Here is a 25451-nt window from a genome sequence, read left to right on the forward strand (position 1 = left end):
GCTCCTAGAAATTTATTCCCGCTTTCCGGGCACCGTCTGCAACCGCCTGTACCACACCGTGATACAGATAACCGTTCCGATCAAAAACAACCGTCGTAATATTCTTTTCCTTGAGGCGCCGACCGAGTTCTTCCCCGATTTTTGCTCCGGATTCGATATTTGCCTTTAAAGGCTTAAAATCTTTTTCGAGCGTGGATACCGATGCAACAGTTACACGTGCGTCATCATCGATAACCTGTACCGAAATATTCTTATTACTGCGGAACACAGTCATACGCGGACGTTCAGCTGTTCCATAAATCCGTTTACGGATATGAACCTTACGCTTAAATCTCTTTCTATCTTTCTCGATTCGCTTTTTAAACATAGTACCTATCCTTATTTAACACCGGTCTTACCGACTTTGCGCTTAATGACTTCGGTTTCATAACGGATACCCTTTCCCTTGTAGGGTTCAGGTAATCTGAGTTTACGGATCTGCGCTGCAAATTCGCCGACTTTTTCCTTATCAATACCGGAGATAATAATTTTATTCCCCTGCGGTTCAACCTTTACTTCAATGCCTTCGGGGATCAACGCGATAAAATCGTTTGAATAACCCAAAGCCATTACCAACAGTTTGCCCTGCACTTCTGCACGGTAACCGACACCGTTAACAACCAAGGTCTTAGAAAAGCCCTGACTGACGCCCACGACCATATTGTGAATTAAATTCCGATACAACCCGTGAAATGAGCGGGCTTCTTTGGTATCGTTTACCCGCGTTACGGAAACCTCAGAGTTTTCAAACTTTACCTGTACCAGCGAATTATAGCTACGGGAAAGTTTCCCCTTGGGGCCTTCAACGGTCAACGCACCATCGGCAATATTGATTTTTACTCCGGCAGGAACAGCCACCGGAAGTTTTCCAATTCTTGACACACTCGCCTCCTACCAAACTTTGCAGATAAGCTCGCCGCCGACCTGCTTTTCGCTTGCGTGCTTGCCGGTGATAACGCCCACCGAAGTTGAAAGAATAAGAGTACCGTACCCGTTATATACGCGGGGAAGCATCTTATATCCTGAATATACACGGCGTCCGGGTGTAGACACTTTTTCAATACCATGGATAACGGGTAATTCATTATCATCGTATTTTAAGAACATCCGGATCGTACTTGCGCCGGCTTCGTTAAGTCTTTTAAAGTTCTTAATAAAACCTTCGGTTTTCAAAATCTTCACAATTTCAAGTTTTAACTTTGAAGAAGGCACATCGACTTTCTCATGACCGGCTGCCGCTGCATTCCGAATCTTTGTAAGCATATCTGCGACGGGATCTGAAACGCTCATTTTTTACCTCCTACCAACTTGATTTTGTAACGCCAGGTATCTGGCCTTCACTTGCTAATTTGCGAAAACAAATACGGCACATCTGAAATTTTCTCATATATCCGCGCGGACGACCGCATACTCTGCAGCGATTATATTGGCGGCTGGAATACTTCGGCGTGCTGTTTGCCTTATTTATCATTGCTGTTGTTGCCATGAAAACCTCTCTTACTTTCTAAAGGGCATGCCGAACTTCAAAAGAAGCGCCCGCGCTTCTTTATCGGTTTTTGCCGTCGTTACGACGTTGATATTCAAACCTGCAATCTTTTCGATTTTATCAAAGTCGATTTCAGGGAAGATAATCTGTTCCGTAACACCTAAGGAATAATTTCCTCTCCCGTCAAACCCATTCGGATTGACACCGCGGAAATCTTTAACACGAGGCAGCGCAATATTAATAAAGCGATCCAAAAATTCATACATTTTGGCGCCGCGCAATGTTACCATTGCCCCGATTTCATGTCCTTCACGAAGTTTAAAGTTAGCGATACTTTTCTTTGCCTTTGTTTTTACCGCTTTTTGGCCGGTAATAGTACCGAGATCGGTTACTGCAGCATCAAGCAATTTTTTATTTGTCAATGCTTCGCCAACCCCCATACTGAGTACGATTTTAACAAGCTTCGGCACCTGCATAACCGTAGTATAGCCGAACTCTTTTGTAAGCTCAGGCGTTATCGTTTCCGTATAGATTTTCTTAAGCCGTGGCACATAATTGCTCATTATAATACTTCTCCACCCTTACGGCAAAAACGCACTTTTTTATCGCCGTCCATCTTATATCCAATGCGGGATACGCCGCTTTTCTTACCGACTATCATGACATTTGAAATATGTATCGGCATCTCGATTTCGGCAATTCCACCCTGATCCTGCTGAGAACGCTTGCGCATTGCTTTTTTACCCATATTGATGCCCTGAATAATCACTTGATTCTTTTCAGGTAAAACACGCAATACGGCGCCGCGCTTTCCTTTCTCGCTTCCCGCAATCACTTCTACCGTATCGTTCTTACGGATCTTGATTTTTCCTTCCATAAATGCTCAATCTCCTTATAGAACTTCAGGCGCAAGCGATACGATTTTCATAAAATCCATATCACGCAGTTCACGCGCAACAGGCCCGAAAACACGCTTACCCTTGGGGTTCTTATTCGCATCGACCAACACACACGCATTATCGTCAAAGCGGATATAAGTCCCGTCAGGACGGCGATATTCTTTAGAAACGCGGACGATAACCGCTTTTTCTACAGAACCCTTTTTGATTGTAGACGTCGGAAGGGCATCCTTTACCGCTACTACAATAATATCACCGATACCGGCATACCGGCGGTGAGATCCGCCGAGCACCTTAATACACTGTACAATTTTTGCACCCGAGTTATCGGCAACGTTTAATCTTGTTTCTACTTGAACCATAATATAGACGCTCCTTACTCGTTATTTTGCACGCTCAATAATCTCCGCCAAACGCCAGCATTTTTCCTTGCTGATCGGACGGTTCTCTACAATACGCACCGTATCACCAATGTGAGCTGTATTTTGTTCGTCATGCGCCTTATACTTTTTTGTATTGAGCACGTACTTTTTATACAGCCGATGAAGTTTCTTGGTAGCGACCTGCACAACAATGGTTTTATCCATTTTATCGCTGGTTACTAAACCAACAAACTCGCGGTTCCCGGATTTCTTTTTTGCCGTTGTTTCTTCCACGGGCCTGCTCCTACTCTGCACTTACACCGGCCAGTTCTTTCTGCCGGATAAATGTGTTCAGCGCTGCAATTTCGCGGCGCATAGACCGTTTCAGCATAGGGTTCTCTACGTGTCCCACTACAAACTGAAACCTCAAATCCATATATTTTTGTTTAAGTTCGCTCCGCTTTGCCTGCAATTCGGCAAGGGATAAATCTTTATAGTTCGGCTTTTTCATTCGGAAAACTCCATCTTAGTTCTCGCGCGGCTGCTCGGCAAAGCGCGTCTTAAACGGAAGTTTACTTCCTGCCAAACGCATAGCCTCTTCCGCAAGCGAGCGATCAATACCGGTAAGCTCAAACAGCACCGTTCCGGGTCTTACAACAGCGACCCAATATTCCGGAGCCCCCTTACCTTTACCCATACGTGTTTCAGCCGGTTTTTTTGTATACGGCTTATCGGGGAATACACGAATCCACAACTTACCGCCGCGCTTTACCTTTCTGTTTAAAGCAACACGAGCAGCTTCGAGCTGGCGATTAGTCAGCCAAAAGGGTTCAAGCGATACCAATGCAAATTCACCGAAGTCGATATGATTACACCGCGTTGCGTTTCCTTTAACTCTACCGCGCTGAATTTTGCGGTATTTTACTCTCTTAGGACTTAAAGCCATCGCTTAATCCCTCCCTGCTTCCGCACGCTCACCGCGGCCTTTTTCCGACCGAGGAGCGCGTTCCTTGCGCTGTTTTTTCAACAATAAACCGGCGTCATCTTTTTGGTCGCTGCCGTACATCATGCCGCTATAGAGCCAAACTTTTACACCGATTTTTCCGTAGGTGGTATGCGCTTCCGCAAAACCGTAGTCGATATCCGCACGGAGTGTATGCAACGGTATCCGCCCTTCCTTCATTTCTTCGGTTCGGGACATTTCCGCACCGCCGAGACGACCTGAAACACGGATCTTAATGCCCTGTGCACCGGCCTTCATCGTAGAAAAGCAGCCCTGCTTTAAGGCTTTTCTAAAAGAGGCGCGCCCCATCAGCTGACGGGCAACATTCTGGGCAACGAGAGAAGCATTCAATTCAGCACGCTTCACCTCTTTAATCTTGATCTGAACTTTTTTATTCAGTTCTTTCTGAATAATAGCGCCGATTTTTTCAATATTGGCACCTTTCGTTCCGATGATTACACCCGGCCGCGCAGTATGAATAACAATTGTTACACGCTGAGGATGACGGATGATTTCGATGTCGGCGACATCCGCATTTTTACACTCAGGCATCGTCTGGAGCATTGCGCGAATCTTTAAGTCTTCGTGCAACAAATCTGCGTATTCTCTCGGACTTGCATACCAGCGAGACGCCCATGTTTTGTTAATTCCAAGTCTTAACCCGATAGGGTTTACTTTCTGTCCCATACTTACGCTCCCGCCTTTTCGTCAACTATTACCGTAATGTGACACATTCGTTTTAATTGAACATCCGCACGTCCGCGGCCGCGGCACCATAAGCGCTTAAGTCTCGGTCCTTCATCAATACGGATCTCTTTGATATAGAGCATATCTTCATCCAGTTTTTTATTACCGTTCAAAGCATTCGAAGCAGCAGACTTAACCGTCTGTGAAATCAGCGCTGCCCCTTTATTGGGTATGTGCTCTAAGATCGCCATTGCATCGGTATAAGACTTGCGTTTAATCACATTCGCAACCGGTCGAACTTTTGTCGGAGAAGCAATAAAATACTTTATCGTAGCGCGGTAACCGTTTTTTGCAGTTGTTTCAGCCATTATTTCCACCTACTTTTTCGCCGCTTTTTTATCCGAGCCGCCATGCCCGCGGAAAATACGGGTAGGAGCAAACTCGCCAAGCTTGTGTCCAACAAACTCCTCTGTGATATACACAGGGATCCATGATTTACCGTTGTATACCGAAATAGTAAAACCAACCATCTCAGGTATAATCGTGGAGCATCGGGAGTAAGACTTAACCATCTTTTTTGTTTTCTGATCTCCCGTCTTGCTCATTTCAACAACCTTTTTGTACAGGCTTTTTTCTACAAAAGGGCCTTTTTTAACAGATCTTGACATTCTCTACTCCCTACTTCCGCCGTGAAACAATAAACCGATCCGAAGTATTCTTCTTCTTACGGGTTTTATATCCCTTACAAGGCTGACCCCACGGAGTAACAGGATTACGTCCTTTTCCGCGTCCTTCACCACCACCAAGCGGGTGATCGACAGGGTTCATAGCCATACCGCGTACGGAAGGTCGAACACCGCGCCAACGAGCACGTCCCGCCTTTCCTAAATTGATATTCATGTGATCGGCATTTCCAACTTCACCGATTGTTGCATAGCATTTTTTATGCACCAAGCGGGTCTCACCTGAAGGAAGGCGCAATGTTACATAATCGCCTTCTTTTGCAGCAATGAGCGCAGCCGCACCGGCGGAACGAGCCATTTGCCCACCCTTTCCAAGCGTCAACTCAACATTATGGACGGTAAAACCGACCGGTATGGATTCAAGCGGCAATGCATTCGCAAGCTCAAGTGCAGCCATTGTTCCGCTCATAATTTTTTGTCCAACCTTCAATCCCTTGGGAGCAAGGATGTATCGTTTTTCGCCGTCAGCGTAAAAGATCAATGCGATATTTGCACTACGGTTCGGATCATATTCGATAGTTCGAACCGTACCCGGAATACCGTACTTGTTACGTTTAAAATCGATCTCACGATACTTCCGCTTATGTCCACCGCCCTGATGCCGAACGGAAATACGCCCATGGCTATCCCGCCCTGCATTGGATTTTTTTCCGGTTGTAAGGCTTTTTTCAGGTTTCTGCGCAGTGATTTCATCACGCAGCAAGTCAATTCGACCGCGCATACCCGGTGTTATAGGCTTATATAATTTAAGAGCCATTTATCTTCCCCTTCAAAGCAGCGATAAGTGCTGTTATGCACCTTCAAAAACTTTAATCGATTCGCCTTCAGCAAGCGTCACAATAGCTTTTTTCCAGCTTGCAGTCTTACCTGCCCGATAGCGAACTCGACGCATTTTTCCGTCGACGTTTACAACAGCACAATTAAGCACTTTCACATTAAAAAGCTTCCGTACTGCTTCCTTAATCTGCACCTTTGTAGAGCGCGGATCCACCTTAAAAACATATTTACGCTGCTCACGCATTTCGTTTGATTTTTCCGTAAGCACAGGCGCTATAATAACATCAGTATATTGCATTACTCAGCCCCCTCGACCGCATAAAAGCTCGAAAGATTTTTTGCAGCAGACTCAAGCATCAGCACTTTCCGTCCATAAAACAGATCGTGCGCACGCAAACGGTTATACGTTAAAAACGACAGCGTAGGAATATTTTTTCCGGCACGCTTCAACATTGCATCATCATCTTTCAAAACAAGCACCGTGCGCTCATCCTGAACAAATGCCTGCAATATCTTCACCAGATCTTTCGTTTTACCGGTTTCAACCGTAAAATCTTCTATAACAACAAGACGGTCTTCATCCTGAGCTTTCAAGCTCAAAATAGATTTCATCGCCAACCGCTTTGCTTTTTTCGGAATTGCATAGCTGTAATCACGCGGCTTCGGCCCGAAAATCGTACCGCCGCCGATCAGAAGCGGTGATTTTTTATCACCACGGCGCGCACGCCCCGTACCCTTCTGCTTATACGGCTTTGCATTGGACCCGTTTACCTCAGCACGACCTTTTGTACACGCCGTACCGACACGCATATTTGCTAATTCATTTGTAATGGCATAGTAAATGACATCTTCATTCACAGGCAAACCGAACACCGCATCGTTAAGTTCAATTGTCCGCAATTCCTTACCATCAATCGAATAGACTTTCTTTTCCATTCTCTTCTCCTGCCGTTATCTTTCCCGTTTTACAGCGGATTTAAGGAACACAACCGCATCCTTTTTACCGGGAACGGAACCACGTACCATAACGACGCCCAATTCGGGATCTATTTTTTCAATCCGCAAATTCTGTACCGTTACTCGTTCGGCACCCATGTGACCGGGCATTTTAACGTTTTTAAACGATCGCCCCGGACTGGTGCACTGCCCTGTCGAACCGGGCTCACGGTGAAACTTTGAACCGTGAGAAGCACGTCCACCGCCGAAACCATAGCGCTTTACAACACCCTGAAAGCCCTTTCCCTTTGAAATCGCGGTAATATCAAGATACCGGACAGATTCCAAAACTTCGACACCGATTTTTGCACCAACGGTAACTTCTTTATCAAAACCTCTAAATTCTTTTAAAAGACGGACAGGAGTAACACCTTCTGCAAATTGATTTGCATACACCTTTGAAACACGTCCTTCTTTTAATTCACCCGCTCCTAATACAACCGCTTCATAACCGAAATGATCCGCATCTTTTACTGCGACCACCGTATTCGGCACTACTTGCAAAACGGTAACAGGTGTCAGCCGCCCCTCGTCATCAAACAACTGGGTCATGCCGATTTTTTTACCAATCAGACCAACCATAACTCACAACTCCTTGAGAAACTTATCGCTTCTCCGGTACGCACATCCTGATTAAATGCCGTCTACCGTTCTTTTATTGTTTAATTTCTACGTCAACCCCTGCCGAAAGCTCCAACGCCATTAAAGCATTCATCACATCCGCAGAAGGTTCAATAATATCGATCAACCGTTTATGCGTCCGCATTTCGAACTGTTCGCGCGACTTTTTATTTACGTGCGGGGAACGAAGCACAGTAAACTTATTAATGCGCGTAGGGAGCGGAATAGGCCCCAACACCTTTGCTCCAACTTTCTGTACTGCCTGTACAATTGCTTTAGAACTTTGATCAACCAACTCAACATCAAATCCGCGAAGTTTAACGCGAATCTTTTCCTTAGCCATATTTCCTCCGTACAAAAACAAGCGGCCGAATAGCGCCTACCCGACCGCCCTGTTTTTTATTACGCTAAAATCTCCGTAACCTGTCCGGAGGCGATAGTCCGGCCGCCTTCACGAATAGCAAGCTTCAAGCCCTTATCCATAGCGATAGGATGAATCAGCTCACCGATAATCTTGGTGTTATCACCCGGCTTAACCATATCAACGCCTTGAGGCAGTGTAACGGTTCCGGTAATATCGGTTGTTCTAAAATAGAACTGCGGACGATAACCTGTAAAGAACGGGCTGTGACGACCGCCCTCATCCTTGGAAAGAACGTAAATTTGCGCTTCAAACTTAGTATGGGGCTGAATGGTACCCGGCTTAGCCAATACCTGACCTCTTTCAACCTCTTTCTTATCAATACCGCGAAGCAAGAGACCGACGTTATCACCAGCCATACCTTGATCAAGCAGCTTGTTGAACATTTCGATACCGGTAACAACAGTTTTCTTCGTCGGCTTAATACCGACAATTTCAACTTCTTCGTTAAGATTGATGACACCGCGTTCGATACGCCCGGTAACAACAGTACCGCGTCCGGAAATCGTAAAGATATCTTCAATCGGCATCAAGAACGGCTTCGCATCATCACGAACAGGATCAGCAAAATAGCTATCCATCGTCTTCAGCAATTCTTCGATACAAGCAGTATCTTCAACAGAAGCGCCGTCAGCCAAGGCCTTGAATGCGGACCCTTTGATAATCGGCGTGTCACGCGGAAAGCCGTAAGACTCAAGGGTTTCACGAACTTCTTCTTCTACCAATTCAATAAGCTCAGGATCGTCAACAAGATCAACCTTATTAAGGAAAACGATAATAGAAGGAACACCAACCTGACGAGCAAGCAGGATATGCTCTTTAGTCTGAGGCATAACCGAGTCCGGAGCAGAAACAACAAGGATTGCACCATCCATCTGAGCAGCGCCGGTAATCATGTTCTTAACATAGTCGGCGTGTCCGGGACAGTCGATGTGTGCGTAGTGACGCTTGTCGGACTGGTACTCCAAGTGACGAGTATTAATAGTAATACCACGAGCCTTTTCCTCCGGCGCATTATCAATCTCATCATATTTAAGAAGCTTATCACCATACTTTTTCGCACAATAAGTAGTGATCGCTGCCGAAAGAGTTGTCTTACCATGGTCAACGTGACCGATGGTACCAACATTCATGTGAACTTTTGTTCTCTCGAACTTTTCCTTTGCCATGTAAATCCTCCTAACAGACAATAGGCAACTAACAAAAACCCCGCCCATCAAACAGCGAGACCATTTCCATATTGAAAATGAAAAAACGTTATAAACCGGATACCAAATACAGAAAAGAATAGAATGAGGAATAATCAGACAGTAAACACCGTTGTAAAAGACGTGTTGCGTAAGCTCGTCATAGCAATTCGACAAGCCTTATTCGGATCCACCTGATCATCATCAGAATCCATTCCGATGACTGGTTTGGCATCCTGCAGAGTAATAGGCCACAGCCCTTAACGCTTTCAAAAAGCGTTAACACGGAAACCTGCCTAAAAAGGCTTTACGGCACCGGAAAACTCTTAAAGAATACCGGACAAACAGTATTCACCTGTTTATCCAATTGAATAGCGCGACTATACTATTTCAAGTTAGAAATGTCAAGGGCTTTTAAAAATATACGCGCATTTCTATAAATTACAAGAGGGGATTGCCGTGCGCCCTTTCATTTTTCCCCATCGGTTAGTATAATCAAAATATGAATAAGGGAGCTTTCATGAAGAATATGATTTCTATGATTTTATCTGCTGCTTGTATAGTCGGCATCACAGCCGAACCTGCGAAAAACTTTAGTGCGGACGATATTCCGCTTAAAAAGGTAACGTTGTACTCATCGGGCGTTGCGCACTATGTACATGAAGGGACGGTAACCGGTTCGGGGAATATAGCGCTCTTGTTTTCACCCGCTCAAATTAACGATGTGCTGAAATCGCTTGTTGTAACGGATCCCGGTGCAAAAAGTTTAGCCGTCAATTATCAGTCCGAGGACACGCTGAGGAAAACGCTGGAAAGTTTAAAAATCGACCTTTCCGCCGCTACAACACTCTACGATATTTTAAAAGCGCAAAAGGGCGCCGAAGTGGAACTGTTTACACCTCATCAAATTACCGGAAAGATTTTGAGCGTCGATAAAAACAGCTCAAAAGAAACGGACTCTTTCTTTATTTCGCTTGCAGCGAAAGACGGCATCCACCTTATCGCCTTTTCAGACATTCAATCCTTTAAATTTACCGATGCCAGACGGAATGAAGATTTAAATACCGCTTTGGCGCTTATCCTCGACGCTTCGGCAAAGAACCGCAAAAAACTGGACATTAAAATCGATGCGCAAGGTGAACGGAAAATCGGTCTTTCTTATGTTATGGAAGCGCCGGTATGGAAAGCAAGTTATCGGCTCGACATGGGTACCGATAAAGCGGCGTTTCAGGCATGGGCGATTATCGACAATTCAACCGACCTCGACTGGAAGAATATTACGCTTACCCTCACAACGGGAAGGCCGGTCGGTTTTACGCAAAACCTCTATGCCCCCTACTATACGTATCGCCCCGAAGTGCCGCTTGCAATTGCACAAGCCGCGAAAGCAGAAACATTTGCCTCGGCTGATACGGCTGTCGAATATGCCGCAGCTATGCCTCTCGCAGAAAAACGGTCGATGATGATGAAAAAGGAAGCGTCTAGGTATGCATCTGAAGCGTATGATGAAGCGGAGTATCAAGACTTAGAGGAAAAAAATACTTCGGCCTATTTTGAAAATCAAGCTGAAGCCGGTAATGCGGGAGAAATGTTTGCCTTTACGCCGTCAAAACCGATTACACTTGAGCGGCAGCAAAGCACGATGATTCCCCTCACCCTTGCCACTCTTCCTGCAGAAAAGTATTCGGTGTTTTCATCCATTCCATATAACGAGCGTGTTAATCCTAAGTTCTGTATCAGCATTGAAAACACATCAGGCTTAAAACTGCCTGCCGGCCCCATTACAGTTCTTGACGGGGGGGAATACTCAGGTGATGCTCTTTTGGAGTTTTTACCCGAAGCCGAAAAACGCCTGATTGCTTACGGAGACGATATCGAAGTAACCGGTTCAAAGCGAGCCGATTCCACAAGGACGATTGAAACCATAAAGATGGCTGACGGAGTGATGACAACGTCGTACCGGCAAGTCCAAAGCACGATTTATTTGATACGAAATGCCAATAAAAAAGAGAGAACCGTTATTGTTGAACACGCAAAGAACGCAGGGTTTGAGCTGACATCAAAACAAGCTCTTGCGGAAACGACTGCAAACAAATATCGGTTTAAGTTTAAAGCTGCAGGCAATACCGGTACCGAGCTAAAAGTAGAAGAAGCTCGCACCTATCAATCAACTCAAAAAATATTCGATATGAATTCAAATACATTCATTTCCTACACGACCAATGCCGAAATTCCCGAAAAAGTACGGAAGGCATTTGCGTCTATTATAACGGAGAAAGAAAAGGTTTCCGCGGCGGAAAAAGCCCTAAAGACTTTGCAGGATCGTCAGACGGAAATCGGAAAGGAACAAGACCGTGTACGTAGGAATCTTGAGGCGGTCGGTTCTGAAAGTCAGCAGGGTAGAGCGTTCTTAACCAAGCTGCTCAAGCTCGAAACCGAACTGGACGAGCTGAAAACAGACATCACAACCGCAACGGAGCAGCTCACCAACGCACAGCAAAAATTTGCCGCATTCGTAAAGAATATCAAGGTAGATTAGTAAAATCGATACGCAGGGCAACCGCACCGGACAAAATTCTGCGAAGCTGTAAAAATATGCCTGATGCGTTTACCCCAAGTGGAGAATTTAATGAAAGAAATACCGCTTTCCGAGGCGGTCGGACACGTATTGTGCCACGACCTGACCCAGATTATCGTAGGGGTGTCGAAAGACGCTCGGTTTAGAAAGGGGCATATCGTTACAGAGGAGGACATTCCGGTGCTCCGCTCGATGGGTAAGGAACACCTGTTTGTCTGGGAAAAGACTGAAAACCTGCTGCATGAAGATGAGGGGGCTGAAGTTCTTGCTGCAGCGGCGATGGGAGCAAATCTGGAAAAGACCTCCCCAAAGGAAGGCAAGATTGAGCTGAAGGCAACGGTTGACGGGATGCTTAAAATCGACACCGACCGGCTTTTTGCAATCAACAAGCTCGGTAAGGTGATGATTGCAACACAACGCAATTATGTGCCGCTTAAAAAAGGACAGACGGCGGCGGGAATGCGGGTTATTCCGCTCCTTATCGAAAAAGAAAAAATGACTGAGGTGGCTGCGATTGCCGATGCCTCCAATCCGCTGATGTCCGTCATTCCTTACAGCATCAAAACCTGTACCATTTTGGTAACGGGACATGAAGTTCTGACCGGGGTTATTAAAGACACTTTCGCGCCGGTCGTGCAGGCAAAGCTGGCAGAGTATGGCGTGGAAACGTTAAAAACCATAAATACCGGAGATGATGTAGAAACCATTACGGCGGAGATACAAAAAGCCATACAGGCAGGTTCCCAGATGGTACTCTGCACGGGGGGTATGAGTGTCGACCCCGACGATAAAACCCCCGCCGCTATCCGCGCAAGCGGCGCGCGCATAGTCAGCTACGGAGCTCCCGTCCTCCCCGGCGCAATGATGCTGTTGGCCTATGCGGGCGATATTCCTATCGCAGGACTTCCCGGCTGTGTGATGTATGCCAAGCGCACCGTCTTCGATCGGCTGTTGCCGCGTATCCTTGCCCGCGACCCCATCACCGTTGAAGATATTGCACTGCTGGGAGAGGGCGGCTTATGTCCGTAACCGGCAGCACCGTCCGGTATAGAGCGGCTATTATCTGTGCATCCGACCGCTGCTTTCAGGGCTTGCGCGAAGATGCAAGCAGCCCTATAATAGCCGAAATGCTCACCGGTCAAGGATATGAGATTACCGCTACGGTAATGCTCCCCGATGAGTACGAAGCGCTGCAGAAGACAATGGCGAATATAGCCGATGAAGGCAGCGCCGACCTTATCGTTACAACAGGCGGCACCGGACTCGCTCCCCGCGATATAACCCCCGAAGCGACCGCTGCGGTTATCGACCGCGCCGTCCCCGGTATTCCCGAAGCAATGCGTGCGGAAAGCATGAAGATAACACCGCACGGAATGCTTTCCCGCGGTATTGCGGGCATACGAAAACGCACGCTGATTATCAACCTTCCCGGAAGTCCCAAAGCGGTAAAGGAAAATCTTTCCTACATTTTGCCCGCTTTGGATCACGCACTTTTGATGCTTACCGGCGGCACGCAGGATTGCGTCGCAGCCAAAGCATAGAGCATTTCCAAAAATCTTATGTTAGGTCGTCTCTAAAACTTGGGTTAGAATTACTTCATAACCTTCGGCATAGAGATGCTTGACTACTCATCAGCAAAGCTGATAAATCAACATACATAAGGAGTATCTTATGAAGAAAACCGTTGTAGCGCTGCTTATCGGCAGCATCATACTGGCCCCGCTCTGTGCGGGAGGTAGCAAAGAAAATGCCGCCCCTGCCAAAAAGACGGAAATTATGATTTCGGCGGCAGCCAGCCTGAAAAACTGCATTCAGGATCTTTCGGCTATGTACACCGGAAAAAATCCGCAGGTAACTATTACCGCGAATTTCGGTGCATCGGGAGCCTTGCAGCAGCAGATTGAACAGGGCGCTCCGGCAGATGTTTTCTTTTCCGCCGGTATTAAGCAGATGAATGCGCTCAAGGAAAAGGGGATGATGATCGATTCAAGTGTAAAGAACATCCTTGAAAATAAAGTTGTTCTGATTACCCCCAAAAACGCAGCTGCCCTTGATTTCTTTGAAGACCTCGCCAAAAGCTCCGTAAAGAAAATCGGCGTCGGCGAACCGAAATCCGTACCGGTCGGGCAGTATACCGAACAGATTTTTCAAAATCTTGGCCTTACCGATAAGGTTGCTTCCAAGCTTATCTTTGCAAAAGATGTCCGCGAAGTCCTTTCGTGGGTAGAAACAGGCAACGTCGATGCAGGCGTCGTATACGAAACCGATGCGAAGATCAGCAAGGATGTTACCATCTGTTCCACCGCTCCCGAAGGCAGCCATAAAAAAGTTATCTATCCGATCGGTGTCGTAAAGGCAAGCGCTCATGCGGCCGAAGCGCAGAAGTTTGTAGACTTCCTGTTTTCCGACGCGGCAAAAGAAGTCTTTGCACGTTACGGATTCACCGTTATCTCCAAGTAACGTTCATCGTTTATATCAGTTCGGCTGAAACCGGACTGATACTCAAGGATTACCTACACTATGTTTGACTACGCGCCGCTTTTTATCTCGCTGCGCGCAGCCGTCCTTTCCGGGATTTTCGTATTCATACTGGGAACGGCGGCGGCGCGGCTCTGTTTGAATATCCGCGGTAAATTACTCGTTCTTATCGATGTGCTTTTTACCTTGCCGATGGTATTGCCGCCGACGGTACTGGGCTTTTTCCTACTCGTTATATTCGGACGAAACAGCCCACTCGGTATGCTGCTCGCAAAAGCAGGAATTTCGCTCATATTTACGTGGCAGGCAACGGTTATCGCTTCGATCGTCGTTTCATTCCCGCTGATGTATAAGGGAGCAAAGGGCGCGTTGGAACAGGTAAACGAGGATCACGTGTGGGCGGCGCGCACCCTCGGCATGAGCGAGCTTTCCATCTTTATCCGCATTATGCTGCCGGAAGCATGGCCGGGCATCCTTGCAGGGCTTGCTTTGAGCTTTGCCCGCTCGCTCGGAGAATTCGGCGCAACGCTGCTGGTTGCCGGAAATATCCCCGGCCGTACTCAAACCATCCCGATGGCTATTTACTTTGCGACCGCGGGAGGCGATATGCACACGGCGTGGATATGGGTCGGTGTCATCACCGTTGTTTCGTGCGCGGCGCTTTTTATCATGAATATGTTTTCGAGGGAAAAACGGGTATGAAGCTTGAAGCATCGATTGTAAAAAAAATGAAAGGCTTTACCCTTGATGTGAGCTTTTCGGCCGTACAGGGAGAAATTGTCGGCTTGCTCGGAGAATCGGGCGGCGGCAAATCTATGACGCTGAAATCCATTGCCGGTATTCTAACACCCGATTCAGGCAGAATTGTCTTAAACGATCATGTCCTTTTCGATTCCGAGCGGAAAACCAATGTACCGGTACGGGAGCGGAACGCCGGTTACATGTTTCAGTCGTATGCGCTTTTTCCGTATATGACCGTGCGAGAAAACATTTGCTGCGGAATAAAAGACCGGAATCGTAAAAAAGAAATTGCCGACCAGTTTTTGGAGCTTTTACACATCACCCCCTTTGAAGGACGCTACCCGAAAGAGCTTTCGGGCGGACAGCAGCAGCGGGTTGCCCTTGCGCGTCTCCTCGCCGCCGCCCCCACGCTGATTATGTTGGATGAACCGTTTTCCGCCCTCGATAATGAACTGAAAGATTCCCTCCACGAAGATTTAAAAGCAACGCTCGAACGCGCCGCGTGCCCCGTCCTCTTTGTTTCGCACAATAAAGATGAGGTTGAACGGTACTGCACCCGCTCACTGTTCATCAAAAACGGCAGAATCACGACCGAACAAACGCAACAGATCGTTTAACAATAAGGCATCTGTACCGTTGATTTCAAAAGGTACCCTTGAGATTGTATCTATAACGTGTTACTCTAAGGATACCTATGAAGAATGCTTTACTGGTTCCCGGCGTTTTTTTCTTAAGCCTTTTAAGCGCAGTTGTTATCTTTGCCTTTTTTGGTGGAATAGCCTTGCGCTATGAAATGGCCGTTCCATTTGCATCAGAATCGGCGGGGTTGCTGCTTCTCTGCATGGCACAAAAGGCGTGTTACGTACTCCCATTCGCGGTAATGATGGCCATTATCGGGGTGTATACATTCTTGATGAGACACCCTGCAAAGCTGAGCGTAGCACTTACGCTGTTTCTTGTGTGTTTGATATTTACCGTAACGGTTATTGCACCGATCTGTTATGCGCAGTTTTCCGTCATCGAGAAAGCAATAGCAGCCTACAAAACAACGGCACCCATCGACAAAGCGTTGGCCGCTTTTACAAGCAAACCGTTATTTCTGGCTTTATTACAGCAAGGTTCCGGCAGCCTCTTTTCTGATGTATATACTGCCTATACGTTATATTTTACAACATACCTTTTGTTCACAGGTGCGCTTTTTTTCTGCGTTAGCTCATTTTGGTTTGCATGCATCATAACACGATGGAATCTGTTCAACCTTCTTTTCTTACTTCTCCTTTCCGGTTGTTTGTTGCTCGTATACCCCTATATGCAGCTGGAAGGATTCCGAACCACGCTCTTTAATCTCCATATAACAAATTCGGAAAACAGCATATACGGGATTCCACTCGTTTTGTGCGTTGTTGCCGTAGTGTTCCATTCTATAGGCGTTTTAAAAATACTGCTAATATATTCAAAGACCAAAAAAAGGAGCGCTGCATAAAAATGCCTGAGATGTTAAAAGGGTGGCTGTCTGTTCTTATCCACTTTGTGATCGGACTTGGCTGCTGCCTTATATATGTGTTTTTTTTCAAAAAGATCGATGTACTGCCTCAGTTTTTGTTAAGCCGGAGATTAGCGGAAACAGGAATCTTATTTATACGAATTATGCCAAGCTTACTGGTTTCCGCCGTATTGATAGGATATGCCGTCATCTTCGGTACTTGCGGTCAAAATACCGTACCGAGGTTTTCCGACATATTACTTCGTTACTTAAAGGATGCATTTATTATGCTTTTTTCGTGTGTTACTATTTATATCATCTTTATAGAAATAGTATCGCCATTGCTGATGGACTATCGACGCTACAGCGACTTTAAAACACATGATTACTACGATTTTATAAAAGAGACCGATATCTCATTACGTAACGGGGATGCCGAAAAAGCGTACGATAATGTGAAGGCTGCCCTAGGGATTTGGAAAAACAACCCCGACGCGTTACAGCTTTTTGATAAAGCTAAAGTATTGCATGAAGCATACGTGGCCGATCACAAGCGAAACAATATCAGCGAGACTGCTTCTGAGAGTGCCGACCCTGAAAATCTGACAGCGGAAGGCGCATTGTTTATCAGCAAGCGATTTATGAATAAATATGATTTTTACACCGCGCATTATTATGCCATGCGGGCATACCAACTCAGCACCGAAAATGAGCCCTATCGTGAAGAAGCCTTACGACTGGCAGCACAAGCATGGAACCAGATAGAAAAGGGAATTGCCGATCTTACTGCTGAATTTGATATACGTTTATACCAAGCAAAAAAAGCCGGATACGAGATGATCCAGCAGGGGAACTACATCAAAGCATATTACCAATTTGTAAATGCACAGCGTATGCTTGAGCAAAACAATCCGCTCAAAAGAGACCCCGATATAGACCGTTTTATAGACATTACCCGAAAAAAAGTGTTGGAAGAAGTTTTCTTTATTGATGAAACAGCCTCTCTGCCGCTTTTTGAAACAGCACGGAATATTCATTTTACCGCTCCGGCCTCGGGTACGAGAGCACCGGCACAGATAACAATAGAAGGTCTTTCTTATATCACCAACAACAATATTAAGGAAATATATGGAAGGAATTGTGAACTTACACAATACACCACCGACGGTAAGATTCTTTATCGGTCGCGGATTCCTTTCATCAAACTTATTCCGATTGAGAGCGCAGAAGGAGAGCCCATGCTCCGTATGCTATTCCAAGCCGTGGATAAACAGCGCGATAAAGTAGTGCTAAAACCTATCGTTCTGGAAGGAACAATGCCGATTGAGCGGCAGACATCTTTAAGACTGCCGTTTTCTTATAGCGATTTTGAACTTATTATTGCAGCTAATGAGGGTGAAAAGACCATGACGTTGCCGCAGCTGTACGCCTTCCGCCAGCGGGGAGGGCAATACGGCTTCCCCGGGCAAATATACCATCGGGAACTATTAGCAAGGATCAGCGATGTTTTCCTGATTTTGATTGTTTCAATTTATATGCTAGTATTGGCGTGGCGCTTCCGTATCCCGCCGCACCGTCAATTTAAGCATTCATGGGCGCTGGCTTTTCCGCTCTTTTTTGTAGCAGCAACCGGATTTGTAGAGGCAGGACGGTATTGTGCCCGCCTCGTAATTGCCCTGCTTACCGACGTATCTTATAGCCTATCGCCGTTACTGCTATTACTTGCATACACACTCTGTTTTATCGGAATGTGCTTCCTTTTTATCGGTCAGCGCTCGGAAACCTAAGAGTTCTTCTTCAGATGACCAAGGATACTTTCGATATCGAGCTCTCCCGCAAAGGCCGGAACGGTAACAGACCAGTTTTCTAACACTTGCGGATGCAATTCGCCGAAAATGCCGATTTGTTTCCCATCGGCAAGGACCCCCGCCTGTCGCCCTTCGATAAAGCGCGGGTCGTGCGTTTCGCATACGTTGTAGTCCATTTGCAGATAGTACAATAAACCGGCGACAAGGCTGGCGGCTTCGTTAAAGTTAGCGTCTTGGTTTACGCTAAGAAAGCCGAGGCTCTGGCGGGTGCGCGTACCGGTATTTTCTTCGGGAGCAAGGTACGCGATTTTCCCCGTTTCAAAGATACGGTGCGGATAGACCGCATTTCCCGAAACCGTTTCTGCGGATAAGAGCGACGGAATGATGGACGGGCGGACAAACTGATAGTTTTCCGACATGGGGTTTGCAATTTCGATTACCGCCGCTCCGTCTATATTCATGCGGTCGATGTAGTCTTTCTTTGAACCGAGATAGTTAAAAATCATCTCTTGATAGCCGAAGCCGACCATCAAACTTTTAATCTTTCTGCTCAGCTGGGTAACCGGAGAGAGCCGCCCGATGGTAAATTCCCGCGGCGTTTCCGGTTCAAAGAACTCGACGGTTTTACCCATCATCACGTCTTCGATAATATCCACTTCGTGTAAAAAGTCATTCCGGTATGCAGGCGGCATCAGCGACAGGCAATCCCCCTCGACGGTAACGGTGTTGTCCATACGCTCTAACGCTTCCACAATGTCCTGCGCCGAAAGCTCCGTTCCGAGGAGCTTATTGACGGCATGAACCGTCGTCTTTGTCGGCTCTTGGAAGTAAAGCGGCGTAGTAATCGTCTTACCGAAGCCCGTGTCATACGGATATTCTACGCTGACCGGTAAAATCGTGTATCCCGCATCGGAAAAATCGCAGGCAACAATGTTGGTTGCAAGCAGCAGAGAGGGCATATCGGTACCGGTCAGCTCAACCAACAGGTCGGCATCCCCCGGCTGTACCGCGCCGATCTCCGCACTGTTGATAATCGGCGCCATTGAAAGCACACCGCCCTTTGAATCCGATAAGAGCGGTACCTTCTTCATATCTTTGAGTATCCAGCCGTATTCCTTGCCTTTCGGGTGTTCGGTGATAATGCGCCCACACGTCATTTCGGTGTCGAATCCGAGCGGTCTAAACGAGGTTGTGTGCGGGTCAACAGCGCGGTAGTGTAGCGGCCAATTGATCAGTTCGCTGCGGTACACTCCCATCGACACGGAACGGCGTTTTCGGCCGAAGTTCCAGCACAGTTTTTCCTGTGTTTGGATAATATCTTTTAGCATAGCATCGTCGATGGGCTTGCCCGAAATGACAAAGGCCGTCATAAAGGGGCGGATATGCTGTAATTCGGGGTCTACGGTTACTATCCGTTTTCCGGAATCCTTCCGCTCGCTCAATGTCGATAAAAATGCTTGATACCGAGCTTTGTTTGAAGCACCTCCCGTGTGCATACGCAAAAGGCGAGCAAGCCCCGCTGTTGACCACAGGTCGGGACGGTTGGTATCGTTTAATTCAATTTTTATAATGCGTTCATCTTGCGGTGCTGCTGCGGAAGGAGCTTCGTCCAGCTCCGCCTTTGCAGAGCTTAATAAGTGTTCAAATTCGGGGGAATAATCGTATTTTTTTCCTAATAAATTGAAAAAAAGCTGTTCATTTACATCGATCTTGGGCATAGTCTATCCTTTTTTAATATGACTGAGCTGAGGCAAATGCTAAAACACACGGTTCACGATGCCTCTGAAACAATTCACATATAATAATATTGAAAGAGTATATGCAATATGCTTCTGTTTGACAAGAATAGTACGAGATTGGTTATCGGGCACCTCTAAAAATATAACCGAGCTTTTAGAGGTCATTATCGTATTTTCAAGCAGCCGCTTTTTGCTCTACGCAAGCCGTTCCTCTCTTTGTAACATTATAAATGCGATGAGAATAAAGAGCTCACACAATAAAATCGATTTCTCCGCATAGTATTTTATGGCAATAAATCCAAATGAAACGCCAATGCCGAAACTTGCAATGATGAGAAAGTATTTAAAGCACGAGTGCAGGTATTTTATATCTTTTGTTGTTCGATACTTTGCAAGATTTATCATGCAGCTTTTTAAGTTGCCGGTAATCATTGTGGTTGCTATCGGATTGCCGTCAACCTTATCGAAGTTGGCAACCTGTAGCGCTGCAATAAAAGAAATAACGGAATTAATAATATCATGTCGGAAGTAAGAACCGATTAATCCGATTGTAGCAATAACCAATAATTCAAATACTAATACCATAACCATCCGTGCATAATTTTTAACATAATGCTTATTTTTAAAAAATTCTGAGATAAATATACCGATCGCAAACGTAACAATGGGTATGATATATTTAAGGGCTTTATGAGGTTCCCAACTAGCAACTGAGATAAATAGTAGCACAACATTACCGGTTTGCGCATTCGCAAATACTTTACCTTTTAATAGATAAGAGTAAGCATCCAAGAAGCCTCCTACCAAAGAGAGGCATACGCCGATTACAATATTGTCATGCAGTTTTTCTTCTTGTATTTGTACCGTATCCACCTGTACATCCGTTAAAAAGTCTTTAAAAGTCAAAATCTTTAAAAATGTATAGGTATGATAGGATTAAACTTATCACCTGTCAACAGTTGCAGAAACAGATGTCATAGAAACAGAGAACCCCTTCCGTAAGCCTTTTGAAATAGCCTGTCCAGAAGTGTACATCCGTGTACACTTCTGGACGCGAGTTTTTGCGGCGCAAAAACGTCGCTTCTGCGTGGAACCACCGCCCTCCGTGGCGGTTCTGAAATACCATTTGCCGTAAGCCTTTTGAAATAGACGATGCAGATACAAGGCGCCTAGCAAATTCCAACCGCAGGCGTATCTTTGATACGTTGAGGATTAATTTTTTCGAAGCAACGAAGGAGATACCCGCATATTTCAAAAGGAATTTCCTTTTGTCTTGACCAAGATACGCCGATACTATAAAAGTAAGGTTTTAATAGAAGGAGTAGTGTAATGGCAGCTAAAATAGGCATAAAACTCGCAGATGGAATGTTTCTTCCCATTATGGACGACGATGCATCAGCCTCTGAAACGCTTGAATTAACTACGGTACGCGATAATCAACGGAGTGTACAAATTAATTTGTTCAAAAAAGAGGATGATACTTCTGATCCCTTGTATATCGGTTCGCTGATTGTTGAAGATATTCAAGAGAAGACAGCCGGAGAACCAACAATAGAATTAAAATTGGTCCTTGACGAAGATAAAAATCTTTCTGCTGAGGCTGTCGATAAAGATTCGGGTTCACACCAAGCGTTGCGAGTGTCATTGGAAACATTTGCAGATCAAGCATTCGATGATCTTGATTTTGATTTGAGTTCGGAAACGGCTGATGCTGATATCGACCTTTCCTCTGCCAACATAAACGCTGATGATAATTCTGAAACTCATCCTGAGTTTTCTGCTGCAACTTTTTATACCGATGAAGACGATGAAAAAGAACCGCAGCCGAAACGCGGAATGCCGGTTTGGCTTTTAATTTTACTTATTCTACTCGGTATTGCCGCATTAGTTCTCGGCATTCTATTGTTAACGAAAAAGAATCTTAGCAACGATGACCATCCGATGGCCGTGCAACCTGAGGTGGCCGCAGTTATACCGTCTCAAAAACATCCCATACAAGAACAACCAGCGTCAAATACGGCACCTTCATTACCGGCGGATAAAGCGGTAACCGAACCTCCTGCTCCTCAACCGGCAGGCCCCGCTCCAATAGAGCAGCCGGTGCCGTCGCAGCCTGTTCAGCCGGAACAACCGGTAAAACAAGAACCGTCTGTTCAGCAGACTAAGCCAGCGGTAAAAGAACCGGCTGCGTCCGGATCAGGACAGAAAGCAATCCGTTATAAACTTCGTTGGGGCGATACACTCTGGGATTTATCGGAAACGTATTACCGCAATCCGTGGCTGTATACGAAGATTGCAAAGCATAACAAACTGAAAAATCCTGATTTAATCATTTCGGGAACCTATATTGAAATTCCTCCGCAGTAAGATATTATTTGGCAAGCAAGAGCGTTTTCCGCGCTCTTGCTTGCCTCTTTTTCCGTTCCGGCTTTCCCTCTTTTCTCTATTTCTCTTCATAACTTCCGTTGCAGCCTGTGCAGCCGATAAAGGCGCTGTTCTATTAAAAAACTTAAAAGCAGGAAACTATGACTTTTTTTTAAAGGCGGACAACGCGGCTTACCGCAGCGTCAAAATGATGGGACGCGGCAGCGCCTACTATGTCGGGTTGCACTTGAAACGTGCAGGATATGAACAAGCCGCTCGTTTTTACTTTGACCTTGGAGAAAAGCAATATGAGGCGCCGCTGAACCGACTATGCCGCGAAGAATTATACGCAACAGGCGCCCCTGCCGACCGCTTACAATCCGTACAAAAACGCTTGCAAGAACTTACCGGAACGCCTACTGCATTTGGGCAAGAAGATCCGGCACAGGCTGAAAAAGAGCGATTATCGTTATTGGAAATTCGGCTCCTTTTGCAAACAGGTGCTTACGGCAGTATTACACAAGCGCCGGAACCCCTGTATCTTACCGGCCCGCTGACGGCGGAGCTTGTTGATGCCTTTTCTCACTTTGGTAAAGACCTGCCGCCGTTTTTATATAAGCTCGCCGAAGCCCGCATAGCGGTTTTTGAAAAACGCTATGTGGGAGCATGGAGTTCCGTACAAGAAGCTTTTGACATAGAGCATACGTTTGTAGGCATTGCCTCTCCCGCACTGCTCTCCGATATCGGTAAGGCGGGTACTTATGGAGCAGAGAACTCCGCCGATGCTGCTGCATTTTTTGAAGATTTTGCAGCGCAGGTACGGGTAGCAGTTTCCAACAGACAACTTTCCGATATCGACGCACGCCGCTGTCTCTTCTATACTTTATTCTACGAAGCCCGTTGCAGGGCTAAAATCGGCGGCGCTGCGCAACGTGAACAAGCCGTAAAACTTTTCTTACAGGCAGCAGAACTGGCCGATTCCGCTTCCGACTTTGATTCTGCGATGTGGTACTATCTGGATACCATGCGAATGCTCGGCTTATCCCGTTACCTCAAAGCGCTGGCGGATACGGCAGCCCGCTGGAAAAACCCTGCATGGTACGCCGATTTGGTACAATCGTTACGGGCGCAGCTGACTGCGACAAAGGACTGGAAAAACTTAGAAACACTCCATACGATGTTAGCAAAAACACAACTGCCGGAGCAGCAGGCTGCCGTTGCTTACACGCTTGCCTGCGCAGGGCATCTCCCGCCGGACAGAACGGCACGGTTACTACAAGAAGCCGCCGGTGAATCGCACGATGCGCTGTATTACCGAATTTTAGGAACATACCGGCTCGGCGGCGCTCAGCTGTTGAAAGACAGTTTTAACTTTCACAGTGCAAGCAATGGGCAAACGCAATCCGTCAGACGTACACAATCCCCCGGCACACAAGCGCAAGCCGGTGAATCGCACACTCAGGCCGACGCGGGCAAAGCGCAAACAAGCACATTTTCTCCCCAAGAGGCGCGAACGTATATCGACGGCTTGCTTCATTTCGGTTTATACGATATGGTCTATCCCCGCATTGTTGCCGTGTATCCGTCGATTTCCGCTGAAGAGGCACTACAAATCGCCCGCACGTTGGCTAGTGAAGGCCGCTATGCCGATTCGATACGGGTGATCCGCTTCTCGTTAAAAAATCAGGAAGATGCGGCGACAAAAGAGCAGCTTGAGCTGTTGTATCCCCGTCCGTGGGGTGAACTTGTCTCGAAATACGCCGCAGAATATGGGCTGCCGGAATATCTGTTATATGCGTTAATAAGAAGCGAGAGCTTTTTTCAGCATCAGGTTGTATCAGGGGCAGGCGCGGTCGGTCTTACACAGCTGATGCCCGCAACAGCTGCGGATATCGCAAAAAAGTTAAAGGTTGCAGATTACAGCCTTACCGATCCCGAAATAAATATCAGATTCGGCGCATATTACCTTGCGGAAATGATCCGCCGATCCGATAACCGTATTATGCCTGCCTGCTTTGCGTACAATGCAGGTATCTCACGCGTTCGCGGATGGCAAAAAAAAGCACAAGGTCTGCCGGAAGATCTCTTTTTGGAAAGTTTGGAATACGCCGAAACACGGGATTACGGGCGAAAACTACTGTCCGCTGCAACGGTATACGGAGTACTCTATTATTCGGAAGAGCCGGAAGATATTGTGCGGCTCTTTTTTAAGGAACTGTTATGACGATTATACAAGCAATTTTACTCGGCGCCGTTCAAGGCGTTGCCGAATTTCTTCCTATTTCAAGCTCCGGTCATCTCGCCGTAGCCGAGTACTTTTTGGGACATACCGATGTTCCCATCATTTTTGATATTCTGCTGCATATCGCGACCCTCGGAGCAGTTTGTATTGTGTTTTACAAACAGATATGGCGGCTTTTAACCGTACTCGGCCGGTTTATTATCAGGAAAAATACGATAGAAGACAGTGCAGACCTTAAACTAATCGGTGCACTGCTCATTTCTACTGCTGTTACCGGCGTTATCGGTATCGTTCTGAAAGATATTGTGCAGGCAAAAAACATGCTGTTTATCGCAGTCTGTTTTATTATTACCGGCATTGTGCTTTTTCTTTCGGCCAAACTGCAACCGAAAAAAAACGTTGCCGTGCCGTCCGTGCTGCAAGCGGTGATTATCGGAGCAGCGCAGGGTATCGGCGTACTGCCGGGTATTTCACGCTCAGGGTCCACCATCGCAGCGGCGCTTTTAACCGGCGTAAACCGCGAAAAAGCCGGAGAGTATTCGTTTCTTCTATCTATTCCAGCCATCCTCGCTGCGTTTATCTTTGAACTGAAATCAGCCGATACCATAAGCGGTTCAATCGGCATCGCAGCACTGATTGCGGGGATGCTGACCTCTTTTATCGTAGGTTTTTTTTCATTGACCTTTTTGCTCAAATTGATAAAAGGGGGAAAGCTCGGCTTATTCGCCTACTATCTTATCCCCGCGGGGATTATATTATTCGCTGCAGTCGGCATTTTACATTTATAAAAGGCGTTC

At 46.4% G+C, this 25451-nt stretch carries 32 protein-coding genes; 11 read left to right on the forward strand and 21 right to left on the reverse strand.

Annotated features, from left to right (window positions below):
* Window positions 1–4 precede the first annotated feature (4 nt).
* The 19 genes from rplR to tuf form a co-directional block, all read right to left on the reverse strand.
* Window positions 5–367, reverse strand: coding sequence for a 50S ribosomal protein L18 (gene rplR / locus E4N69_RS11390; RefSeq protein ID WP_044014173.1), 363 nt, complete (start codon window positions 365–367; stop codon window positions 5–7).
* An 11-nt stretch (window positions 368–378) separates the two neighbouring features.
* A complete protein-coding gene (gene rplF, locus E4N69_RS11395) occupies window positions 379–921 on the reverse strand; it encodes a 50S ribosomal protein L6 (RefSeq protein ID WP_253714503.1) in 543 nt (180 codons plus the stop codon).
* A gap of 9 nt (window positions 922–930) precedes the next feature.
* Entirely contained in the window at window positions 931–1329 is a 399-nt protein-coding gene (rpsH, locus tag E4N69_RS11400; protein WP_162664397.1) for a 30S ribosomal protein S8, read from the reverse strand.
* A gap of 10 nt (window positions 1330–1339) precedes the next feature.
* The gene (locus tag E4N69_RS11405) at window positions 1340–1525 is read right to left on the reverse strand and encodes a type Z 30S ribosomal protein S14 (RefSeq protein WP_081984397.1); all 186 of its coding nucleotides are present in this window, start codon (window positions 1523–1525) and stop codon (window positions 1340–1342) included.
* Window positions 1526–1536: 11 nt separating this feature from the next.
* Entirely contained in the window at window positions 1537–2088 is a 552-nt protein-coding gene (gene rplE, locus E4N69_RS11410) for a 50S ribosomal protein L5 (protein ID WP_162664398.1), read from the reverse strand.
* Window positions 2088–2402, reverse strand: a complete 315-nt coding sequence (gene rplX, locus E4N69_RS11415) for a 50S ribosomal protein L24 (protein WP_006188381.1) — start codon at window positions 2400–2402, stop codon at window positions 2088–2090. The genes rplE and rplX overlap by 1 nt, the downstream gene beginning before the upstream one ends.
* Window positions 2403–2417: 15 nt before the next feature.
* Window positions 2418–2786, reverse strand: coding sequence for a 50S ribosomal protein L14 (rplN, locus tag E4N69_RS11420; protein WP_044014180.1), 369 nt, complete (start codon window positions 2784–2786; stop codon window positions 2418–2420).
* 21 nt (window positions 2787–2807) lie between these two features.
* Complete coding sequence (gene rpsQ, locus E4N69_RS11425) at window positions 2808–3080, reverse strand: 30S ribosomal protein S17 (RefSeq protein ID WP_006188379.1); 273 nt, start codon at window positions 3078–3080, stop codon at window positions 2808–2810.
* Between the two features lie 10 nt (window positions 3081–3090).
* Window positions 3091–3297 carry a 50S ribosomal protein L29 gene (gene rpmC, locus E4N69_RS11430; RefSeq protein ID WP_162664401.1) on the reverse strand — a complete coding sequence of 69 codons (207 nt, stop codon included), beginning with the start codon at window positions 3295–3297 and terminating at the stop codon, window positions 3091–3093.
* Between the two features lie 15 nt (window positions 3298–3312).
* The gene (gene rplP / locus E4N69_RS11435; RefSeq protein ID WP_162664402.1) at window positions 3313–3732 is read right to left on the reverse strand and encodes a 50S ribosomal protein L16; all 420 of its coding nucleotides are present in this window, start codon (window positions 3730–3732) and stop codon (window positions 3313–3315) included.
* A 3-nt stretch (window positions 3733–3735) separates the two neighbouring features.
* Entirely contained in the window at window positions 3736–4476 is a 741-nt protein-coding gene (gene rpsC, locus E4N69_RS11440; protein WP_162664403.1) for a 30S ribosomal protein S3, read from the reverse strand.
* Between the two features lie 2 nt (window positions 4477–4478).
* Window positions 4479–4844 carry a 50S ribosomal protein L22 gene (gene rplV, locus E4N69_RS11445; protein WP_212565611.1) on the reverse strand — a complete coding sequence of 122 codons (366 nt, stop codon included), beginning with the start codon at window positions 4842–4844 and terminating at the stop codon, window positions 4479–4481.
* Window positions 4845–4853: 9 nt separating this feature from the next.
* Window positions 4854–5144 (reverse strand): 30S ribosomal protein S19, encoded by a 291-nt coding sequence (gene rpsS, locus E4N69_RS11450; RefSeq protein ID WP_016522594.1) that lies wholly within the window; start codon window positions 5142–5144, stop codon window positions 4854–4856.
* 10 nt (window positions 5145–5154) lie between these two features.
* Window positions 5155–5976: a 50S ribosomal protein L2 gene (gene rplB, locus E4N69_RS11455; RefSeq protein WP_253823904.1), complete on the reverse strand. Its 822-nt coding sequence runs from the start codon at window positions 5974–5976 to the stop codon at window positions 5155–5157.
* A gap of 33 nt (window positions 5977–6009) precedes the next feature.
* Entirely contained in the window at window positions 6010–6294 is a 285-nt protein-coding gene (locus E4N69_RS11460) for a 50S ribosomal protein L23 (RefSeq protein WP_006188372.1), read from the reverse strand.
* A complete protein-coding gene (gene rplD / locus E4N69_RS11465) occupies window positions 6294–6932 on the reverse strand; it encodes a 50S ribosomal protein L4 (protein WP_162664405.1) in 639 nt (212 codons plus the stop codon). The genes E4N69_RS11460 and rplD overlap by 1 nt, the downstream gene beginning before the upstream one ends.
* Window positions 6933–6947: 15 nt before the next feature.
* Window positions 6948–7574 (reverse strand): 50S ribosomal protein L3, encoded by a 627-nt coding sequence (gene rplC, locus E4N69_RS11470; RefSeq protein ID WP_253823905.1) that lies wholly within the window; start codon window positions 7572–7574, stop codon window positions 6948–6950.
* A gap of 73 nt (window positions 7575–7647) precedes the next feature.
* Window positions 7648–7956, reverse strand: a complete 309-nt coding sequence (rpsJ, locus tag E4N69_RS11475) for a 30S ribosomal protein S10 (RefSeq protein ID WP_253714505.1) — start codon at window positions 7954–7956, stop codon at window positions 7648–7650.
* Between the two features lie 59 nt (window positions 7957–8015).
* The gene (tuf, locus tag E4N69_RS11480) at window positions 8016–9203 is read right to left on the reverse strand and encodes an elongation factor Tu (RefSeq protein WP_162664408.1); all 1188 of its coding nucleotides are present in this window, start codon (window positions 9201–9203) and stop codon (window positions 8016–8018) included.
* A gap of 538 nt (window positions 9204–9741) precedes the next feature.
* Between tuf and E4N69_RS11485 the strand changes: the two genes are divergently transcribed.
* The 8 genes from E4N69_RS11485 to E4N69_RS11520 all read left to right on the forward strand — a co-directional run bounded on the left by E4N69_RS11485 (window position 9742) and on the right by E4N69_RS11520 (window position 18288).
* Window positions 9742–11760 (forward strand): DUF4139 domain-containing protein, encoded by a 2019-nt coding sequence (locus E4N69_RS11485; RefSeq protein ID WP_253823906.1) that lies wholly within the window; start codon window positions 9742–9744, stop codon window positions 11758–11760.
* Between the two features lie 90 nt (window positions 11761–11850).
* The gene (locus E4N69_RS11490; protein WP_253823907.1) at window positions 11851–12828 is read left to right on the forward strand and encodes a molybdopterin-binding protein; all 978 of its coding nucleotides are present in this window, start codon (window positions 11851–11853) and stop codon (window positions 12826–12828) included.
* Window positions 12819–13340, forward strand: a complete 522-nt coding sequence (locus E4N69_RS11495; protein WP_253823908.1) for a MogA/MoaB family molybdenum cofactor biosynthesis protein — start codon at window positions 12819–12821, stop codon at window positions 13338–13340. The genes E4N69_RS11490 and E4N69_RS11495 overlap by 10 nt, the downstream gene beginning before the upstream one ends.
* Window positions 13341–13470: 130 nt before the next feature.
* Window positions 13471–14259 carry a molybdate ABC transporter substrate-binding protein gene (modA, locus tag E4N69_RS11500; RefSeq protein ID WP_253823909.1) on the forward strand — a complete coding sequence of 263 codons (789 nt, stop codon included), beginning with the start codon at window positions 13471–13473 and terminating at the stop codon, window positions 14257–14259.
* A 60-nt stretch (window positions 14260–14319) separates the two neighbouring features.
* Entirely contained in the window at window positions 14320–14979 is a 660-nt protein-coding gene (gene modB / locus E4N69_RS11505) for a molybdate ABC transporter permease subunit (RefSeq protein ID WP_253823910.1), read from the forward strand.
* Window positions 14976–15635, forward strand: a complete 660-nt coding sequence (locus E4N69_RS11510) for a sulfate/molybdate ABC transporter ATP-binding protein (RefSeq protein ID WP_253823911.1) — start codon at window positions 14976–14978, stop codon at window positions 15633–15635. Before modB ends, E4N69_RS11510 begins: the two co-directional genes overlap by 4 nt.
* Window positions 15636–15712: 77 nt before the next feature.
* The gene (locus E4N69_RS11515) at window positions 15713–16501 is read left to right on the forward strand and encodes a hypothetical protein (protein ID WP_253823912.1); all 789 of its coding nucleotides are present in this window, start codon (window positions 15713–15715) and stop codon (window positions 16499–16501) included.
* A 2-nt stretch (window positions 16502–16503) separates the two neighbouring features.
* Complete coding sequence (locus tag E4N69_RS11520) at window positions 16504–18288, forward strand: hypothetical protein (RefSeq protein ID WP_253823913.1); 1785 nt, start codon at window positions 16504–16506, stop codon at window positions 18286–18288.
* On the opposite strand, the gene pheT is transcribed toward E4N69_RS11520, so the two are convergent.
* Window positions 18285–20027: a phenylalanine--tRNA ligase subunit beta gene (pheT, locus tag E4N69_RS11525; protein ID WP_253823914.1), complete on the reverse strand. Its 1743-nt coding sequence runs from the start codon at window positions 20025–20027 to the stop codon at window positions 18285–18287. The two genes, E4N69_RS11520 and pheT, sit on opposite strands and share 4 nt — an antisense overlap.
* 216 nt (window positions 20028–20243) lie before the next feature.
* Window positions 20244–20921 (reverse strand): YoaK family protein, encoded by a 678-nt coding sequence (locus E4N69_RS11530; RefSeq protein ID WP_253823915.1) that lies wholly within the window; start codon window positions 20919–20921, stop codon window positions 20244–20246.
* Window positions 20922–21377: 456 nt separating this feature from the next.
* Between E4N69_RS11530 and E4N69_RS11535 the strand changes: the two genes are divergently transcribed.
* Genes E4N69_RS11535 through E4N69_RS11545 form a run of 3 tightly spaced genes read left to right on the forward strand, consistent with a single transcriptional unit; the run spans window position 21378 to window position 25442 of the window.
* The gene (locus E4N69_RS11535) at window positions 21378–22415 is read left to right on the forward strand and encodes an Hsp70 family protein (RefSeq protein ID WP_253823916.1); all 1038 of its coding nucleotides are present in this window, start codon (window positions 21378–21380) and stop codon (window positions 22413–22415) included.
* Window positions 22396–24636, forward strand: coding sequence for a flagellar assembly lytic transglycosylase (locus E4N69_RS11540; RefSeq protein ID WP_253823917.1), 2241 nt, complete (start codon window positions 22396–22398; stop codon window positions 24634–24636). Before E4N69_RS11535 ends, E4N69_RS11540 begins: the two co-directional genes overlap by 20 nt.
* Window positions 24633–25442 (forward strand): undecaprenyl-diphosphate phosphatase, encoded by an 810-nt coding sequence (locus tag E4N69_RS11545; protein ID WP_253823918.1) that lies wholly within the window; start codon window positions 24633–24635, stop codon window positions 25440–25442. Before E4N69_RS11540 ends, E4N69_RS11545 begins: the two co-directional genes overlap by 4 nt.
* Window positions 25443–25451 lie beyond the last annotated feature (9 nt).

Origin of the sequence: Treponema sp. OMZ 906 (assembly GCF_024181185.1) — a bacterium.
In the GTDB taxonomy this organism is placed as follows: Bacteria; Spirochaetota; Spirochaetia; order Treponematales; family Treponemataceae; genus Treponema.

Coding starts and splice junctions, on each gene's coding strand:
- rplR (WP_044014173.1), bottom strand. CDS start 367: ATGTTTAAAAAGCGAATCGAGAAAGATAGAAAGAGATTTAAGCGTAAG.
- rpsH (WP_162664397.1), bottom strand. CDS start 1,329: ATGAGCGTTTCAGATCCCGTCGCAGATATGCTTACAAAGATTCGGAAT.
- E4N69_RS11405 (WP_081984397.1), bottom strand. CDS start 1,525: ATGGCAACAACAGCAATGATAAATAAGGCAAACAGCACGCCGAAGTAT.
- rplE (WP_162664398.1), bottom strand. CDS start 2,088: ATGAGCAATTATGTGCCACGGCTTAAGAAAATCTATACGGAAACGATA.
- rplX (WP_006188381.1), bottom strand. CDS start 2,402: ATGGAAGGAAAAATCAAGATCCGTAAGAACGATACGGTAGAAGTGATT.
- rplN (WP_044014180.1), bottom strand. CDS start 2,786: ATGGTTCAAGTAGAAACAAGATTAAACGTTGCCGATAACTCGGGTGCA.
- rpmC (WP_162664401.1), bottom strand. CDS start 3,297: ATGAAAAAGCCGAACTATAAAGATTTATCCCTTGCCGAATTGCAGGCA.
- rplP (WP_162664402.1), bottom strand. CDS start 3,732: ATGGCTTTAAGTCCTAAGAGAGTAAAATACCGCAAAATTCAGCGCGGT.
- rpsC (WP_162664403.1), bottom strand. CDS start 4,476: ATGGGACAGAAAGTAAACCCTATCGGGTTAAGACTTGGAATTAACAAA.
- rplV (WP_212565611.1), bottom strand. CDS start 4,844: ATGGCTGAAACAACTGCAAAAAACGGTTACCGCGCTACGATAAAGTAT.
- rpsS (WP_016522594.1), bottom strand. CDS start 5,144: ATGTCAAGATCTGTTAAAAAAGGCCCTTTTGTAGAAAAAAGCCTGTAC.
- rplB (WP_253823904.1), bottom strand. CDS start 5,976: ATGGCTCTTAAATTATATAAGCCTATAACACCGGGTATGCGCGGTCGA.
- E4N69_RS11460 (WP_006188372.1), bottom strand. CDS start 6,294: ATGCAATATACTGATGTTATTATAGCGCCTGTGCTTACGGAAAAATCA.
- rplD (WP_162664405.1), bottom strand. CDS start 6,932: ATGGAAAAGAAAGTCTATTCGATTGATGGTAAGGAATTGCGGACAATT.
- rplC (WP_253823905.1), bottom strand. CDS start 7,574: ATGGTTGGTCTGATTGGTAAAAAAATCGGCATGACCCAGTTGTTTGAT.
- rpsJ (WP_253714505.1), bottom strand. CDS start 7,956: ATGGCTAAGGAAAAGATTCGCGTTAAACTTCGCGGATTTGATGTTGAG.
- tuf (WP_162664408.1), bottom strand. CDS start 9,203: ATGGCAAAGGAAAAGTTCGAGAGAACAAAAGTTCACATGAATGTTGGT.
- E4N69_RS11485 (WP_253823906.1), top strand. CDS start 9,742: ATGAAGAATATGATTTCTATGATTTTATCTGCTGCTTGTATAGTCGGC.
- E4N69_RS11490 (WP_253823907.1), top strand. CDS start 11,851: ATGAAAGAAATACCGCTTTCCGAGGCGGTCGGACACGTATTGTGCCAC.
- E4N69_RS11495 (WP_253823908.1), top strand. CDS start 12,819: ATGTCCGTAACCGGCAGCACCGTCCGGTATAGAGCGGCTATTATCTGT.
- modA (WP_253823909.1), top strand. CDS start 13,471: ATGAAGAAAACCGTTGTAGCGCTGCTTATCGGCAGCATCATACTGGCC.
- modB (WP_253823910.1), top strand. CDS start 14,320: ATGTTTGACTACGCGCCGCTTTTTATCTCGCTGCGCGCAGCCGTCCTT.
- E4N69_RS11510 (WP_253823911.1), top strand. CDS start 14,976: ATGAAGCTTGAAGCATCGATTGTAAAAAAAATGAAAGGCTTTACCCTT.
- E4N69_RS11515 (WP_253823912.1), top strand. CDS start 15,713: ATGAAGAATGCTTTACTGGTTCCCGGCGTTTTTTTCTTAAGCCTTTTA.
- E4N69_RS11520 (WP_253823913.1), top strand. CDS start 16,504: ATGCCTGAGATGTTAAAAGGGTGGCTGTCTGTTCTTATCCACTTTGTG.
- pheT (WP_253823914.1), bottom strand. CDS start 20,027: ATGCCCAAGATCGATGTAAATGAACAGCTTTTTTTCAATTTATTAGGA.
- E4N69_RS11535 (WP_253823916.1), top strand. CDS start 21,378: ATGGCAGCTAAAATAGGCATAAAACTCGCAGATGGAATGTTTCTTCCC.
- E4N69_RS11545 (WP_253823918.1), top strand. CDS start 24,633: ATGACGATTATACAAGCAATTTTACTCGGCGCCGTTCAAGGCGTTGCC.